The sequence below is a fragment of the Streptomyces sodiiphilus genome, from assembly GCF_039529215.1.
GTDB lineage: Bacteria > Actinomycetota > Actinomycetes > Streptomycetales > Streptomycetaceae > Streptomyces > Streptomyces sodiiphilus.
The window spans coordinates 1-15,222 of record NZ_BAAAMJ010000059.1 but is presented as its reverse complement, the minus strand read 5'-3'; the positions used below and the strand labels follow the sequence as shown (position 1 = coordinate 15,222).

Genomic DNA, 15,222 nt, shown 5'->3' with positions numbered 1-15,222 from the left:
CCAGCCGGAGCTGAGTCGGATGGCCTTCCACGCCTTTGAGGCCGCACCACCGCTGACGAGTGTCGGGGACACTCTCCTCCTGGAGGGCACGGCAACACGGTCCGAGGCTGTGCTGCCGGCGAGGGCGCGTCAGGCAAGGGAGGACAGCCTGGTACGGCCTGGGGTGTAGGTGGAAGCGCGCGCAGGGCAGTCTGAGTATCGGCCCCCAGGCGCGGCGCCAGGGCTTCCGGTTCAGCAGGCGGTGGAATGTTGCAACAGAGTGGGCTTCTCCTCTACTTGCACGTGCTTCCAAGCCGTAAGACTGAGCAGCACCTCCTCGGTGGGAGGGGGCCAGCCGAACGCGGCACAGAGAATGTGCAATGCCAGGCGAGGTGGAACAGCGTTTCCGATCTGCTGGCCCACGTCACGTCCAGCCCAGGGGTAGTCGGTGGGGAACGTCTGAAGTAGGCCGGCTTCTGAGAGCGTGAAGCGTTCCAGCTCTACGCCCTCCGGGGAAACCACCCTGTTGCGGGAGATCTTTCCCGTAACCGTCGCCGAAGGTTCTCCGGACGAGCGGCGACCGCGCGCCTTGGGATCTCCACCGGTTCCGTAGTTGGAGATGACGATGAATGGCGACTCTCGGTCAAGAGCCTCGGACATGGTTCTCCAAGGTTGCAGGGCAGGGTCTCCGGCCCCACGCGGCACACCTTTTCGGTAAGTTCGATGTGTGGGCTGAGGAAGGGACACTGCACCGTCCCTCATGCGCGCGATCAGTACGGCCCTCTTGCGGGTCTGTGGAACGCCGTACGCCTCGGTGCGCAGAAGGCCGCAGTCAACGGAGTAGCCTTCTTCCTGTAGAGCTTCGGCGTACGCCTCCCATACCGGAAGAACCGCTGGTACTTGTTCCAGGACGATCGCTCGATAGGGCTTGTCCAAATCATCGATCGCTTCAAGGGCCCAGCGCAGTGGCTCCAGTACTAGTCCTGTCCGCTCGTCCTCCATTTTGGAAAGATCCTTGGCGATCTCGGTACGCTCTTCTCGGGCAACCATCCTCTTGACGAAGCCCAGTACATCATCGAGTGCCCTTCTTCCTGCTCCGCTGCCCGCTACCGTGAAGGTCTGGCACGGAGGGCCTCCTGCCAGGACATCCGCATCAGGAAAATGGGAGGGGCCGTAGCGACGGACATCCCCCTCTTCGGTGGCCAGTCCGGCGGCCCGACGGGTAGCGCAGGCAGATGAGTCCCATTCCACGCCGACTGCTGGGATGCCCAGTTTCTCCGCAGCCACGTCGAGTCCCCCGGGGCCAGCGAACAAGTCGACGATCTTGACGGGGCGCACATGATCTCCAGGTATCGGTCAGGCTGCGGTTACCGGAAGTCCTACACTCTCGGTCCCACTTGTCAGCGGCATTTGCGCACTCCGCAGCGTACCGTGGGGTGCCGACAACGGGAGTAGAGGCTCTACTGTCCGGGGCGTAGCACTGGTGTCGGTCGGCACGCCCGACTTCGAGAGCACTCAACGTACTTACCGGTGGGTACGGGCTTCGAAGCTGAGGGTGCACAACGGAGGCCCACTGCTACAGCAAGTCGAGCTTCTGGTCCGGGTTGAGCAGTTCGTCCTTCGGTGAGCTGCCCATCAGCGCATGGCGGCCTCCGTGGCAGTTGGAGCAGAGCGTCACGAGGTTGTCCATGTCGTTGGTGCCACCCTGGTGCACGGGCAGCTTGTGGTGAACTTGAAGCACCGACCCCTGACCGGGGGTGGCTCCGCAGTCCTGGCACGTCTTGTTGTCCCGGCCAAGGACCTGATGCCGCAACTTGATGGCCTGGCGTACTCTCGGGGGGCGTTTTTCCAAAGTGGGAAGACGGTACGACCCAGGTATCAAGGTCGGATCGTCCACGTTTGAAATCACCTTCCAGCCTTCCTCCTCAAGTTCGCGTATTCGTCGTGGCCACTCCTGTATTTTCGCGACATATGCCAACTGTTCCTTGTCTGCCGGCCGTGGAGAGATCGCCTGGAGATAGTGCAGGATTCGATCCTTGGCCGATGTAGTCCCGCCGCCTTGCCTCTTCAGGTTTCGCGCACTCTTGGCCACTCGCCAACGCTCGGCCAAGTCTGAGTCAGGCTCGTCGGCAGTAAGTCTGTAGTGATCATGGGGCATATCGTCACGGTTGATGCCGGACTCTATCGGCCAGCCGAACTCTACTCGCAGTTCCCGCACCCGCCTGGCCCATTCTGCAATGCCCGAGACGCCTGCGAGGGCGTCAGCGGCTACGGACCTGCCCACATGATTCCGCAAGTACAACAGAATTGCATCGCGGCCCGACCTGATGCCGTACGCTCTGTTCACTCTTGACTGTGCATTCCGCAGATTGGCTGAGAGGATCCCCAAATCCGCAGCGCGCTCAAGCCAGGAGTTACGGCTGCTGACTTCCGTCTGGGCCGTACTGATGGACTCCACGTACTTCTCTGCCATTGCTCTCACTTCAGCCAGAGCGAATGCAGGGTCCCCAGTGAATCTCGAAGTCACAGTGCCCTCCCCGAGCAGCTCGTGATTGTACGGGAGCAGCCTAACGAACCAGCTTGTGCTCCGCTCCTGTCTCTCTGCGTCAGCCGCTCACTCGTCGTTCGGTCACCGTTCGGGCCACCTGGGCGGCGACGTCCTCCGGGACCTCGTGCTCCCAGAAGCGCAGGACGGTCCAGCCTGCGGCGACCAGATTCTCTGTCGTCTCCAGATCCCGGCTGATATTGCGGTCGAGCTTGGTGCGCCACCACTCGCTGTTCGCCTTCGGGTGGGTGGCGTGTTCGGGGCAGCCGTGCCAGAAGCAGCCGTCCAGGAAGACCGCAACTCGAGGGCCGGGGAAGGCGATGTCGATGGACCGACGCGGCATGCCCGGTACGGGGTGGTGCAGACGGTAGCGGTAGCCCGCGGCATGCAGGAGACGACGGACGGCCAGTTCCGGTGTCGTGTTCCTGTTGGCCTGGCGGCTCATCCGGGCGGAGACCCCGGGGGAGGACGGGTCGGGCATGTGACCATCGTGCCCGAACGCGGCCGGGTAGTGCACACGGGCGGTCGGGCGGGGAACCGTCCCCTGTGAGGCTTCTGGTCGGTGTGATCGGTGTCCGTCTCCTGTCGGGCAACGTTCACCTGGTGGGTGCTTCGGGGTTACGTGGTGGCCCCGGGGGGCCGGGCACAGTCGGGGGTATGAAGAAGCCCTGGGCGGGACTGACCAGGCTGCGGCCGGGGAGTGTCGCGCGTGCCGAGGATCTGCTGACCGCCTGTGTGCGGGAGTGCGCGGGGTATGTGGCCGCGCTGGACGGGGAGACGGACCGGAAGCGGGCCCGGCTGGTGGCCTCGATAGGGGCGCTGGTCGCGGAGCACACCGCGCACGAGCCGTCGGCGGACGCGTCGTTCGCGGCGCTGCTGGAGGTGGGGCGGCGGGCGCTGGACGCGGGGGAGGTGCGGCTTGCCCGCCGGGTGGCGGACGCCTCGGTGGCGCTGCGCAGCAGGTCGAAGGGTGCGTGGCGGCTGCGGGGGCAGGCGCTGGAGGCGCTGGGGCGGGACGTGGACGCGGCGGCGGCCTACGAGCGGCACCTGGCGCTGGCGGGCGGGGACGGCGAGGACATCGCGCTGCGGCTGGTGGTGCTGAACGAGAAGCGCGCGGCGCTGGTGGAGGCCGGGCGGATCGAGCCGGGGCTCGGCCTTGAGGGACGTCCGCCGGCGGTGGCGCGGGCGGCGATGACCGGCGCGCTGCGGCAGCGGATCACCGAGCGGGGGGCGGCCGACCCGGCGACGCGGAAGCTCGCCGAGGTGTACGGCACGTACAGCAGGCTGGCGGAGCGGGGGCGGGCGAGCGATCCGCTGCTGGGAGGCACCGAGCCGATCGGGGTGGGGCAGTTCCGGCAGCAGGTCGCCGGGCGCAGCGTGTGTGTGGTGGGCAACGGCGAGGAGGTGGCCGCCGGCGGGCACGGCGCGGAGATCGACGGCTACGACGTGGTGGTGCGCCTCGATTCGTTCCAGCTGCACGCGGCGGGCACCGGGGAGCGCACCGATGTGCACGCCGTCTCGCACCGCTGCGGCGGGCCGGCCTGGCGGCGGGAGGTGCGCACCCGGCTGGTGTTCGGTGAGGCCACCCACCAGTGGCAGCACGCGGTGCGGCGGCGGCTGGTGCCCGGGGCGCAGGAGTTCGTGGGGGACCGGACGCTGCGGCGGCCGGTGCGGGACCCGGCGCTGATCGGGGAGAGCGGCTGGGCGGCGGACGCCGGCACCGGGTTCCAGATCGTGCGGCTGCTGGACTTCCTTGACGTCAGCTCCCGGATCGACCTGATCGGGCTGGGGCTGCCCGGGCAGCTGCGGGCGGAGGAGCAGCAGTGGGTGACGGCCCGCGCCAAGGGGGCGGACGGGCTGCGGATCGCGCTGCGCTGAGCACCCGGTTCGCCCGGTCCGGGGCGCGGCCGGGTCAGGCGGTGCGGCGGAAGAGTAGGTCGCGGACGCGGTGGCCCTTGGCCAGGCCCTGGCGCTCGAAGCGGGTCTGCGGGCGGTGCGCGGGGCGGGGGGCGTAGCCGGTGCCTCCGGGGGCGGCGTTCTCCAGGGCCGGGCAGGCGGTGAGGACCTCCAGCATCTGCTCGGCGTAGGGCTCCCAGTCGGTGGCGCAGTGCAGCAGCGCGCCCGGCTTCAGGCGGGAGGCGGCCAGTTCGGTGAACTCGGGCTGGATGATGCGCCGCTTGTGGTGGCGGGTCTTGGGCCAGGGGTCGGGGAAGTAGACGCGCAGCCCTGCCAGTGTGCCCGGGGCGATCATCTCGCGCAGCAGGATGATGGCGTCGCCGTTGGCGACCCGCACGTTGGTCAGGCCGCGTTCCTCGGCCAGCCGCAGCAGGTTGCCCTGCCCGGGGGTGTGGACGTCGGCGGCGAGGATGCCGGTGCCGGGGTCGGCGGCGGCCATCTCGGCGGTGGCCTCGCCCATGCCGAAGCCGATCTCCAGCACGACGGGCAGCCCGTCGAAGAGCTTGTCCAGGTCGAGCCGGGACAGCCCGTCGATCTCCAGTCCCCAGGTGGGCCACAGACGCAGCAGGGCCTCGCGCTGCGCCGCGGTGACGCGGCTGCGGCGGGGCTGGAAGCTGCGGATGCGCCGGTCGTGCCGGGTGCCCGCGGGGTCGGCGGACGGCCCGGCGCCGGGCGGGAACATGGTGGGTTTGTCGGGCACCATGCCTCCGATCCTACGGGGGCGGGACAGGCGGCCCGGCCGGGGCGGGGAACCCGCGGATAATGGGAGGCGTCCGAACAGATGAAGCAGCAGCCGGATCGCGAGGGCTCGGGGCATGTCGGTGAAGAGGGAACAGTGGATCGCCGGGGCCGTGGTGGCGGTGGTGGTGCTGCTGGGGCTGGTCACGGCGGTCGTGGTGGTGCTCAGCAGGGAGTAGGCGCAGCCGGTCAGGGGCCCAGGGTGCGCAGCACCCGGGAGGCGACCTCGCGGCCGATCGGCAGCGACGCGGTCGCCGCGGGGGAGGGCGCGTTCAGCACGTGCACGGTGTGCGGGCCCTCCACGATGCGGAAGTCGTCGGCCAGGGTGCCGTCCGGCAGTACCGCCTGGGCGCGCACCCCGGACGGGGCGGGCAGCAGGTCGTCCTCGGTGACGGCGGGCAGCAGCCGTCGGACGGCTGCGGTGAAGGCCCGCTTGGACCAGGACCGGCGCAGCTCCAGCGCCCCCGCCCGCCAGTGCCGGGCGGCCAGCCGCCACATGCCGGGCCAGGCGAGCGTCCCGGCCAGCTCGCCGGGGCGCACGGTGCGCCAGTCGTAGCCCTCCCGGGCCAGGGCGAGCACCGCGTTGGGGCCGATGTGCACCTCGCCGTCCAGGCCCCGGGTCAGGTGCACGCCGAGGAACGGGAACGCCGGGTCGGGCACCGGGTAGACCAGGCCGCGCACCAGGTACTCGCGGCCCGGCGCCAGCCGGTAGTACTCGCCGCGGAACGGCACGATCCGCAGCCCGGGACGGTCCCCGGCCAGCTCGGCGATCCGGTCGCTGTACAGGCCGGCGCAGTTCACCAGGGCACGTGCCCGCAGCACGTGGCCGTCCGCGGTGCGCACCGCCACGCCCACACCGGGCCGCCGGTCGACGGCCGTCACCTCCGTGCCGAGGCGCACCGTGGCGAGCTCGGCCAGCTGCCGGGCCACCGCGGCGAAGTCGCAGGTGCCGGTGGTCATGACGTGCAGCGCGGCCACGCCGCGCACCTCCGGCTCCCGTTCGGCGATCTGCGCGGGGCCCAGCTCACGGACCGGCACCTTGTTGCGGCGGGCGCGCTGCGCCAGCTCGTGCAGCCGGGGCAGCTCGGAGCGGTCGGTGGCGACGATCATCTTGCCGGGCACCGCGTGCGGGATGCCGTGCTCGGCGCAGAACTTCCCCATCTCGGCGGCGCCGCGCACGGCGAACCGGGCCTTCATGGAGCCGGGCCGGTAGTACACCCCGCTGTGGATGACGCCGCTGTTGCGGCCCGTCTGGTGCCGGGCCTCCCCGGCCTCCTTCTCCAGGACCGTGACGGCCAGGCCCGGGCGGGCCGCGCGCAGGGCGTGGGCGGTGGCGAGCCCGACGATGCCGCCGCCGATCACCAGCACATCGCAGTCGTAGCGTGCTGCTGTCATGTGCGGCCCTATTCCCTCCCGGGGAAGGAATACACCGCCGCGCGGGGCCTGGACGCGGGTAGATGCCGGGCGGTGGTGTGCCAGCGGCATATGCGTCCGCCCGGGCGCGGCCCGAGAGCCGGACGCGCGCCGCTGACCTGCGGTGAAGCGGTGGTGGAGAGGGTGCACGGATACCGTGCCGCTGTCATAGGCGAGGTCATGCCGGAGCAGCGAGGAGCGGGCGGGCCTGCTCCCGGAGCTCTTTGACCACCGGCTCGTTCCCGTACGGCTCCAGCCGGTGCAGCAGATCCCGCACGTAGTCGGTGGTGCGGGCGGAGGAGATCCGGCCCGCCACCTCCAGGGCCCGCGCGCCGGCGGCGCACGCCGCGTCCAGGTTCCCCGACTCCAGCTCCGCCATCGCGGCGACCGCCAGGCGCAGGCCGTGGCTGCGCACGAACTCCTCGGTGGGCTCCGACAGCGCCTTCTCGGTGAACCTGCGGACCTGGCCGGGCACCTTCAGGTCCATGTAGCACTCGGCGGCGTCGGCCGCCAGCCGGTCGTACGCGTAGAAGTCGAGCCAGCCGGGGTCCGCGTCGCCCTCCCGGGAACGCTCCAGCCACGCCTCGGCCGCCGACAGCGCCGAGGCGCAGCCCGCCGCGTCGTTCGCCTTGGCCAGTGCGCGGGCCTCCACCAGGTGGAAGAAGCTCATGGTGCGGGCGGTGGCCAGCGACCGGTTGCGCTCCAGCGCGGCCTGCGCCAGGTCCACGCCCTCGTCGGCGAAGCCGCGGTAGGTCGCCTGCAGCGACATCGAGGCCAGCACGTAGCCGCCCAGCGGCACGTCCGCCGCCGCCCGGGCCAGCCGCAGCGCCTGGATGTAGTACCGCTGCGCGGCCTCCTGCTGGCCGGTGTCGAAGGCCATCCAGCCCGCCAGCCGGGTCAGTTCGGCGGTCGCGCGGAACAGCGAGCGGCCCACGTCGTCGGTGTAGCTGCCCAGCAGCAGCGGCGCCGCGTCCGACCGCAGGCACTCCGGGACCATCGACGAACGCCAGTCGCCGCCGCCGTACTTGGAGTCCCAGCGGCGCGCCTCCTCGGCCGCCTCGCGGAGCTTGGACACATCCGAGTGCCCCACCCGGCCCGCGGTGCGCTCCGGCGGGGAGCCCGGCTCCCTGGCCACCGACGCGTCGGCCGGACGTATCAGCCAGCGGGAAGCGGGTGTGGCATAGGCGCTGACGGCGAACGAGCCCGCCAGGGACTGCCAGATGCCGCCGCGCCCCGGGTTGGCGTCCAGCCGGTACAGCTCCGTCGCCGAGCGCACCGCGTCCGGGACGGCGCGCGGGAACGCCAGCCCCACCTCGGGGGCCGGGTCGGTGTCGGCCAGGCCGATCTCGTGCAGCGGGACGGGCCGGCCCAGCTTGCTGCTGATGGCCGCCGCGATCAGATGGGGGGCCGAGCCCTGCGGGACCATGCCCTTGGTGACCCAGCGGGCCACCGATGTCTTGTCGTAACGGAGTGTCAGTCCTCGCTGCGCGCCCAGGTCGTTGACCCTGCGGGCCAGTCCCGCGTTGCTGATCCCCGCGAGGGCGAGAACGGTGCCCAGCTTCTCGTTCGGTCCTCGTGGCTCCCTGGACATGCGCGCACCCCTGACACACACCGACGGCGCCCCGCGTCCAGCGCAGGGCTTCACCGTTCCTCCGCGAACCCAGCGTAGTTCGGTGCATCCTGACCGTTAAGGGGTTGAATCCCGGTTGGCGGAATTATGTCCGTACGCGCGTCCGGGCGCTGACCCGGTCGGGGATTGTGCTCCCGGCATGTGGCCGTGCGCCCGTCCGTGCGACCTGTCCGCGCCCGCCGGGCCGGGGATTCGATGGAGTACGCGTGGGTCGGCCCGCTGTGCCCCGTGTCCAGCGGGCCGGATGTGCCGCGGCCCCATTCCCCGCGGGCCGCGGACGGGTCCGGGAGACGTCCGGCGTCTCCCGGACCCCGGCGCGCCCCGGCCCCCACGGCCCGGCACGCCAAGTTCCAAGCTCCTCAAGGAGTTTGGCCGAAAACAGCCGGTTTCCCTCGGCTGTCCGCAGGATCGGCCGCTTCGCCATGCCCGCGCAACTGCGGCGCCGATATGCTCCGTTCCCCCGTCCCACATGGCAGCATGGGCCCAGGCACCCGGCGACAGTCCCTGATTCTTGGGCTCAATTCTCAGTGGGGGAGGCGGCGATGCGGTGGTTGGTCGGTTGGTGCGGCTCCGCTGTCAGCGCTGCCAGTGACGTCCAGCCGCTGGGCGCGCAGCCACTGTGGGAGGGCCCCGACCCGCTGTGGGCGGTCGGCGACTGGCGCCCCGACGAGATCCGGCTCGTGGCCGCCGACGGCGACACCCACCTGGCCGTCTTCGGCTACTGCGGCGCGAGCGACGCCGAGCTGCGCGCCGCCCTGATCTCCGCCCGGGCCGGCGCCCTGCGACGGCTCACCACCTGGCCCGGCAGCTACACCGCCGTCGCCCGCTTCGGCCGCCGCACCGTCATCCCCGCCGACCTGGCCGGCACCCGCCCCGTCTTCCACACCCCCTGGGCCGGCGGCACCGCCTACGCCACCGCCGCCCTGCCGCTGGCCGACCTCACCGAGGCACAGCTCGACGTCGCCCACCTCGCCGCCCTGCTCGCCTGCCCCGAATCCCCCGAGGCGCTCGGCGACGGCACCCCCTACGGCGGCGTCCGCCGGCTCCCGCCCGGCCACGCCCTCATGCTGCGCGAGGGCGGCAGCCGCGACACCGTCGACTACGAACCCGCCGCCCCCCTCGTCGTCGCCGCCCCCCAGATCGAACAGGAAACCGCCGTCGCCGCCGTGCGCGACGCGCTCGTCGAAGCCGTCCGCACCCGGCTCGCCGCCCCACGCCACGCCCCGGCCCCCGACCCCGGACCGGTGCCCGGCCTCGGCCCCGCCGACCGGCGCGCCGCCCGCGGCGAACCCGCCCCCGGAGTGGGCGCCGACCTCTCCGGCGGCAGCGCCTCGGCCACCCTCGCCCTGCTGGCCGCCGGACTCCCCGGCAAGCCCGGCACCGTCTACGGCACCGGCGGCACACTGGCCGGGGAACGCCTGCTGGCCGTCACCTTCAACGACCTCACCGGCGCCGACGCCGCGGCCCGCATCGCCCGCACCGCCGAACTCGAACGCGCCCGCGCCATCGCCGAGAACCCCCGCCTGCACCACATCGTGGTCGCCGCCGGCGCCGAGGCCCTGCCCTACGCCGACCTCGACTCCGTACGGCTCACCGACGAACCCGGCCCCTCCCTGATCGCCGCCGCCCGGCACCGCCGCCGGCTCGCCGCGGGAAGCGCCGACCACCTCGTCGGCCACGGCGCCCGCCAGGTCCTGGACGCCCACCCCGCCCGCCTCGCCGACCTGCTGCTCGACCGCAACCGCCGCCACCTGCTGCGCCCCGTCTCCGCCCTGGCCAAGGCCACCGGCGGCGGACGCCACTCGGCCCTGGTGCCCTTCACCATCTACCGCGCCGCCCGCCGCCTGGCCCGCACCTCCTACCCGGAGGGCCTGGCCGGCGCCGCCGTGCGGCTGCGCACCCTCGCCGACGACCAGCAGCCCGGCGGCGCACTCGGCGCCTCGCTCGCCGCCCTCGCCTGGTGCCGGCCCGGGCCCGCCGCCCGCTGGCTGACCGGCGAGGCACTCGCCCAGGTCTCCGCCCGCCTGGAGGCCGCCGCCGCCCGGCCCCGGCCCGCCGCCGTCGGCGGGCGCCCCGGAGTGGTCAGCGCCCGCGGCGCGCTCGCCCGGCACGCCGCCGACCACCGCATCCTCGAACAGGCCACCGAACAGCGCCACCAGCGGCTGCACGCACCCTTCTACGACAACCAGGTGGTCCGCGCCTGCCAGGCGCTGCCCGAGTCGCTGCGCGTCCAGCCCGGCGCCCGTGCCGAGGTGCTGCGCACCGTGCTGGAGGGCGCCGGCGTGCGCGAACTGCCCCCCGGCTGGGGGGCGGCCGGCCACACCACCCACACCGAGGAACTGCGCACCGGGCTGCGCGCCTCCCTCGGCCCGCTCATCGACCTGTTCGAGGCGCCGCTGCTGGCCGACGCCGGGCTCGTCGAGGCGCGCGTGGTGCGCAGGGCGCTGCGGGCCGCCACCGAGGGCGAGCCGGTGCCGCTGGACGGCCTGTCCGAGCTGGTCGCCACCGAGGTGTGGCTGCGCCGCCTGCTCACCCGCCGCGGCTCGTGCTGGACCGGCGAGGGTAACCGCGAACCCCGCGCCGTGCCGAGCGGCGTCAGCCCCTGACCGCCGTGCCCCGTTCCCCGGCGGCCGGTGCCGTCAGCGCGCGGCGGGCAGTGCCCGCAGCCCCCGCAGCAGGATCTCCCGCAGCCGCTCGGAGGCCGCCGCCTGCCGTGCCGCGTCGTCGCCGGCCGGCGGCGTCGTCGCGATGACCAGCAGCACGTCGGCGACCGTCACGTCCGCGCGCAGCGCGCCGGCCGCCCGCGCGCCGTCCACCAGCCGGCCCATGGCCGCCAGCAGCTCACCGGCCCGCACCTGCACGGAGTCCGCCCCGGAGCCCGAGCCCGGCTCCGGGCCCGGCCTCCCGTCGCCCGGCAGCAGCCCCGCCGGCAGCAGCCTGCCCGTCCCCGGCCCGGCAGCCGACCGCACGAAGTGCTCCAGCGCCTCCCACGGCCCGTCGGCCTGCCGCAGCGTCTCCCGGGCCCTGTCGGTCAGCCGCTGGATCTCCTCCTCCGCGATGAACCGGACCAGCGTCTCCTTGCTCGGGAAACGCCGGTAGACGGTGCCCACCCCCACCCCGGCACGGCGCGCCACCTCCTCCATGGGCGCGCCGTAGCCCTGCTCCCCGAAGACCTCGCGCGCGGCAGTGAGCACCTGCCGCAGGTTGCGCCGCGCATCGGTGCGCAGCCGCACCGACCATCCCTGGCCGGTCCTGTCCGGTGTCCCGGCGGAAACCGCCGGCCCGCTCCGCTGGACTGGCATGGCCCATCCCCCCAACTGTGCCGACTCCCCCCGGAGACGGCACCCCACCCGGTGTGTGTGACCGTACGCGAAGGCACGCCCGGCACCGGTCGCACCCCCCGGGTTTCGAACATAGTTGAGGGCGTCACGGCTGAGAAGTGGATAAACCGTCCACCGCGTCCGTCCGAACGGAGCAGCGGTATTGACAGCCTGTGGACAAAGGCCCCTCCGCCGGTGCCTCATGGAAACGGTGACGGGAGAGGTGACGGGACACGTGACGGACACACCCGCGACGAGGCGGCCCGCGACGAGCACACCGCCGCACACGGCAGAGCACGAGCCGGAGCACGAGCCGGACGGACGGCCCCGGCGGGTCCTCGTCGTCGGGGGAGGCTGCGTCGGCCTCTACACCGCCCACCGCCTCCAGCGCACCCTGCGCCGGGAACTGCGCCGCGGCCGGGCGGAGATCGTCCTGGTCAGCCCCGACCCCTACATGACCTACCAGCCGTTCCTGCCGGAGGCCGCGGCCGGCTCGCTCTCCCCCCGGCACGTCGTGGTCCCGCTGCGCCGGGTCCTGCACCGCTGCCGCGTCCTGGCCGGCGAGGCCGTCTCGGCCGACCCGGCGGCCCGCACCGTGCGGGTGCGCACCCCCGCCGTCGCCGAGGAGGGCGGCGAGCCGCTGGAGCTCTCCTACGACGAACTGGTCCTCGCGCCCGGCTCCGTCTCCCGCACGCTGCCGGTGCCCGGCCTCGCCGACCACGGCATCGGCTTCAAGACCGTGGAGGAGGCCATCGGGCTGCGCAACCACGTGCTGAGCCAGCTCGACATCGCCTCCTCCACCCGCGACGCGCACCTGCGGGACGCCGCGCTCACCTTCGTCTTCGTCGGCGGCGGTTACGCCGGTACGGAGGCCCTGGCGGAGCTGGAGGACATGGCGCGCCACGCCTGCCGCTACTACCACAACATCCGCCCGGCCGAACAGAAGTGGATCCTGGTCGAGGCCGGCGACCGCATCCTGCCCGAGCTCGGGGAGCGGATGGGCCGCTACGCGCTGCGCGAGCTGCGCGCCCGCAACATCGACGTGCGGCTCGGGACCCGCCTGGAGTCCTGCACCGGGGGCGTGGCCCGGCTCAGCGACGGCACCCGGTATCCCACCCGCACCCTGGTATGGACCACGGGCGTGCGCCCCCATCCGGTGCTCGCCGCCTGCGACGTTCCGCTGGACGACCGCGGCCGGGTGCGCTGCACCCCCGGTCTGCGGGTGACGGGCCGCCCGCACGTCTGGGCCGCGGGGGACGCCGCCGCCGTGCCCGACCTCACCGCCCCCCGGCCACCGGACGGCGCGCACGCGGAGATGTGCGCCCCCACCGCGCAACATGCTGTGAGACAGGCCCGCAGGCTCGCCGACAACATCACCGCCACACTTCGTGACCGCCCGGAGTCCGACTACCGGTACGCCTCGGCCGGCTCCGTCGCCTCGCTGGGCCTCCACAAGGGCGTCGCACGCGTGCGGGGCAAGCGGCTGAAGGGTTACCCCGCGTGGCTGCTGCACCGCGTGTACCACCTGGCGCGCGTGCCCACCCTCAACCGGAAGTCCCGCGTCCTGGCCGAGTGGACCCTTGCGGGATTGTTCAAACGTGAGATCGTCTCCCTCGGCTCGCTGGAACACCCGCGGGCCGAGTTCGAGATCGCCGCCGGCGCCCGCCGCGCACCGTGACCCGCGGCCGGCGGCGCCACCTCGCGGCCGCCTGACCGGGCCGCCGGCTCCGGCTCACCGGACCGCTGCCGCATGTGACGATGTGGGAGCGGTCCCGGCCCCCACCGGGCGGCCGGTGGCGCCCGGCCCCGGCTCCCGGAAACTCCCCTCCCACAAGACCCAGAAAGAATCGGATCGGATCGCTGTGAACTTGACGCGCTGGACAATCCGGCTGCCCGGCACACAGCGGCGCCACGCCGCGGCCACCAGGGGAGCGGAGACCGGCGGGGTGCCGCAGGCCCGCGGTGAGCGTGCCGAGCCGGTGCCCCGAGGCGGCCCGCCCGGACGCGGGGTGGACGCGCTCGCCGTCCACGAGCTGCTCGGCGAGGTCTCCGCACCGGTCGCCGTGGTCCACGGGGACGACCACGTCGTCGCTTATGCCAACCGGGCCTACACCGCACTGTTCGGCGAACGCGCCCCCGGCGGCCCGGCCCACGCCGCGCTGCCCGAACTCGCCGGACTCGGCCTCCTGCCGCTCCTGGACCAGGTGCGCCGCAGCGGCACGCCGCGCGCGCTGAAGTCACGCCGCGTCCCGGCCGCCCTGTCCACCCGCGGCCGCGACCTCTCCTACACCTTCACCTGCACCCCGATCCGGCTCACCGCCGCCGACGGCACCGACACCGCGGGCGTACTGATCTTCGGCGCCGATGTCACCGACCAGGTCGTCACCGCCGAGCGGCTGCGGGACAGCGAGCGGCGGCAGCGCGAGGCCGCCGTCACCCTCCAGCGCAGCCTGCTGCCGCAGGAACTGGAACAGCCCGACGACCTGCGGGTCGCCGCCGTCTACCGGCCCGGCGGCACCGAGACCGCGGTGGGCGGCGACTGGTACGACGTCATCACCCTCGGCGCCGGGCGCACCGCGCTGGTCATCGGGGACGTGATGGGCCGCGGGGTGCGGGCCGCCGCCGTCATGGGGCAGCTGCGCACCGCCGTACGCGCCTACGCCCGGCTCGACCTGCCGCCGAACGAGGTCCTGCAGCTCCTGGACGGCCTGGCCGCCGACATCGACGCCAGCCAGATCGCCACCTGCGTCTACGCCGTGCACGACCCCAGCGAGGAAACCCTGCTCTACGCGTCCGCGGGACACCTGCCGATCCTGGTCCGCGACCCCGGCGGCGGCGTCCGCCGCGCCGCCGGCCCCACCGGTCCGCCGCTGGGCACCGGTGGCTGGCTGCACACCTCCGAGACGATGGCCTTCGGCCCGGGGGCCAGCGCGGTCCTGTGCACCGACGGACTGGTGGAACGCCGAGACGCGGACATCGACGACGGCCTGGAGTCCCTGGAGCGGGCGTTCGCCGCGAGCCTCGCCGACAGCCCGCGGATCGTCTGCGACCGGCTGCTGCGCGCCATGGGCATCACGGACGGGCACGACGACGACGTGGCGGTGCTCGCCGTCACCTGCCCGCAGCGGGAAGGGGAGACGGCCGACCTCTTCCGCGGGGCGGAACTCGATCTGCTGGGCGGCGTGGAGGCCACCCCCAGGGCCCGGGCCTTCGCCGACGGCGTGCTGGCCTCCTGGCGGTTCCCCGAGGAACTGCGCGAGCTGGGCGTGCTCGCGGCAAGCGAGCTGGTGGCCAACTCCCTGCAGCACGGCAAGGCGCCGATGCGGCTGCGGCTGCGGCGCACCGACCGGCGGCTCACCGTCGAGGTGACCGACGGGGACGAGCACCTTCCCCGGCACCGGCGGGCCCGGCCGGCCGACGAGGCGGGCCGCGGCATCGCCGTCGTCGCGGCCATCGCCACCGAGTGGGGAACCCGCCGGCTGCCCGACGGAGGCAAGGCCGTCTGGGCCGAGTTCGCCCTGCCCGGCACCCCGGCCCACGGGATTTGACTCCCCCCGGGCCGAGGCGTAATGTCTCGCGAGCTGCCCGGCAACGGGGAGCACTCCGCCGCCTTTGTGCGGCACCCACTATGGATGACCGAA

At 73.2% G+C, this 15,222-nt stretch carries 11 protein-coding genes; 4 read left to right on the top strand and 7 right to left on the bottom strand.

Annotation, left to right across the window (positions count from 1 at the left end; genetic code table 11):
- Positions 1–231 precede the first annotated feature (231 nt).
- From ABD299_RS21480 to ABD299_RS21470, 3 genes are all read right to left on the bottom strand, one after another.
- Positions 232–1,317, bottom strand: coding sequence for a DNA cytosine methyltransferase (locus ABD299_RS21480; RefSeq protein ID WP_344265226.1), 1,086 nt, complete (start codon positions 1,315–1,317; stop codon positions 232–234).
- A 238-nt stretch (positions 1,318–1,555) separates the two neighbouring features.
- Positions 1,556–2,452: an HNH endonuclease gene (locus ABD299_RS21475; RefSeq protein ID WP_344265223.1), complete on the bottom strand. Its 897-nt coding sequence runs from the start codon at positions 2,450–2,452 to the stop codon at positions 1,556–1,558.
- A 133-nt stretch (positions 2,453–2,585) separates the two neighbouring features.
- Positions 2,586–3,005: a very short patch repair endonuclease gene (locus ABD299_RS21470; RefSeq protein WP_344265220.1), complete on the bottom strand. Its 420-nt coding sequence runs from the start codon at positions 3,003–3,005 to the stop codon at positions 2,586–2,588.
- Between the two features lie 176 nt (positions 3,006–3,181).
- Between ABD299_RS21470 and ABD299_RS21465 the strand changes: the two genes are divergently transcribed.
- A complete protein-coding gene (locus tag ABD299_RS21465) occupies positions 3,182–4,402 on the top strand; it encodes a hypothetical protein (RefSeq protein ID WP_344265217.1) in 1,221 nt (406 codons plus the stop codon).
- A 34-nt stretch (positions 4,403–4,436) separates the two neighbouring features.
- Here the strand turns inward: ABD299_RS21465 and trmB are convergent, their stop codons facing one another.
- The 3 genes from trmB to ABD299_RS21450 form a co-directional block, all read right to left on the bottom strand.
- The gene (trmB, locus tag ABD299_RS21460) at positions 4,437–5,297 is read right to left on the bottom strand and encodes a tRNA (guanosine(46)-N7)-methyltransferase TrmB (RefSeq protein WP_425581389.1); all 861 of its coding nucleotides are present in this window, start codon (positions 5,295–5,297) and stop codon (positions 4,437–4,439) included.
- 110 nt (positions 5,298–5,407) lie between these two features.
- Positions 5,408–6,613, bottom strand: a complete 1,206-nt coding sequence (gene lhgO, locus ABD299_RS21455; RefSeq protein ID WP_344265211.1) for an L-2-hydroxyglutarate oxidase — start codon at positions 6,611–6,613, stop codon at positions 5,408–5,410.
- A gap of 196 nt (positions 6,614–6,809) precedes the next feature.
- Complete coding sequence (locus ABD299_RS21450; RefSeq protein WP_344265208.1) at positions 6,810–8,222, bottom strand: NsdA family TPR-like regulatory protein; 1,413 nt, start codon at positions 8,220–8,222, stop codon at positions 6,810–6,812.
- A gap of 581 nt (positions 8,223–8,803) precedes the next feature.
- Between ABD299_RS21450 and ABD299_RS21445 the strand changes: the two genes are divergently transcribed.
- On the top strand, positions 8,804–10,867 hold the full coding sequence (locus ABD299_RS21445; RefSeq protein ID WP_344265205.1) for an asparagine synthase-related protein: 2,064 nt from the start codon (positions 8,804–8,806) through the stop codon (positions 10,865–10,867).
- Between the two features lie 33 nt (positions 10,868–10,900).
- On the opposite strand, the gene ABD299_RS21440 is transcribed toward ABD299_RS21445, so the two are convergent.
- Complete coding sequence (locus ABD299_RS21440; protein WP_344265203.1) at positions 10,901–11,563, bottom strand: TetR/AcrR family transcriptional regulator; 663 nt, start codon at positions 11,561–11,563, stop codon at positions 10,901–10,903.
- Positions 11,564–11,816: 253 nt separating this feature from the next.
- On the opposite strand from ABD299_RS21440, the gene ABD299_RS21435 reads away from it, so the two are divergent.
- Positions 11,817–13,259 carry an NAD(P)/FAD-dependent oxidoreductase gene (locus tag ABD299_RS21435; protein ID WP_344265200.1) on the top strand — a complete coding sequence of 481 codons (1,443 nt, stop codon included), beginning with the start codon at positions 11,817–11,819 and terminating at the stop codon, positions 13,257–13,259.
- A gap of 184 nt (positions 13,260–13,443) precedes the next feature.
- Positions 13,444–15,129 carry an ATP-binding SpoIIE family protein phosphatase gene (locus tag ABD299_RS21430; RefSeq protein ID WP_344265198.1) on the top strand — a complete coding sequence of 562 codons (1,686 nt, stop codon included), beginning with the start codon at positions 13,444–13,446 and terminating at the stop codon, positions 15,127–15,129.
- Positions 15,130–15,222 lie beyond the last annotated feature (93 nt).

Coding starts and splice junctions, on each gene's coding strand:
- ABD299_RS21470 (WP_344265220.1), bottom strand. CDS start 3,005: ATGCCCGACCCGTCCTCCCCCGGGGTCTCCGCCCGGATGAGCCGCCAG.
- lhgO (WP_344265211.1), bottom strand. CDS start 6,613: ATGACAGCAGCACGCTACGACTGCGATGTGCTGGTGATCGGCGGCGGC.
- ABD299_RS21475 (WP_344265223.1), bottom strand. CDS start 2,452: ATGGCAGAGAAGTACGTGGAGTCCATCAGTACGGCCCAGACGGAAGTC.
- trmB (WP_425581389.1), bottom strand. CDS start 5,297: ATGCCCCGAGCCCTCGCGATCCGGCTGCTGCTTCATCTGTTCGGACGC.
- ABD299_RS21450 (WP_344265208.1), bottom strand. CDS start 8,222: ATGTCCAGGGAGCCACGAGGACCGAACGAGAAGCTGGGCACCGTTCTC.
- ABD299_RS21445 (WP_344265205.1), top strand. CDS start 8,804: ATGCGGTGGTTGGTCGGTTGGTGCGGCTCCGCTGTCAGCGCTGCCAGT.
- ABD299_RS21465 (WP_344265217.1), top strand. CDS start 3,182: ATGAAGAAGCCCTGGGCGGGACTGACCAGGCTGCGGCCGGGGAGTGTC.
- ABD299_RS21440 (WP_344265203.1), bottom strand. CDS start 11,563: ATGCCAGTCCAGCGGAGCGGGCCGGCGGTTTCCGCCGGGACACCGGAC.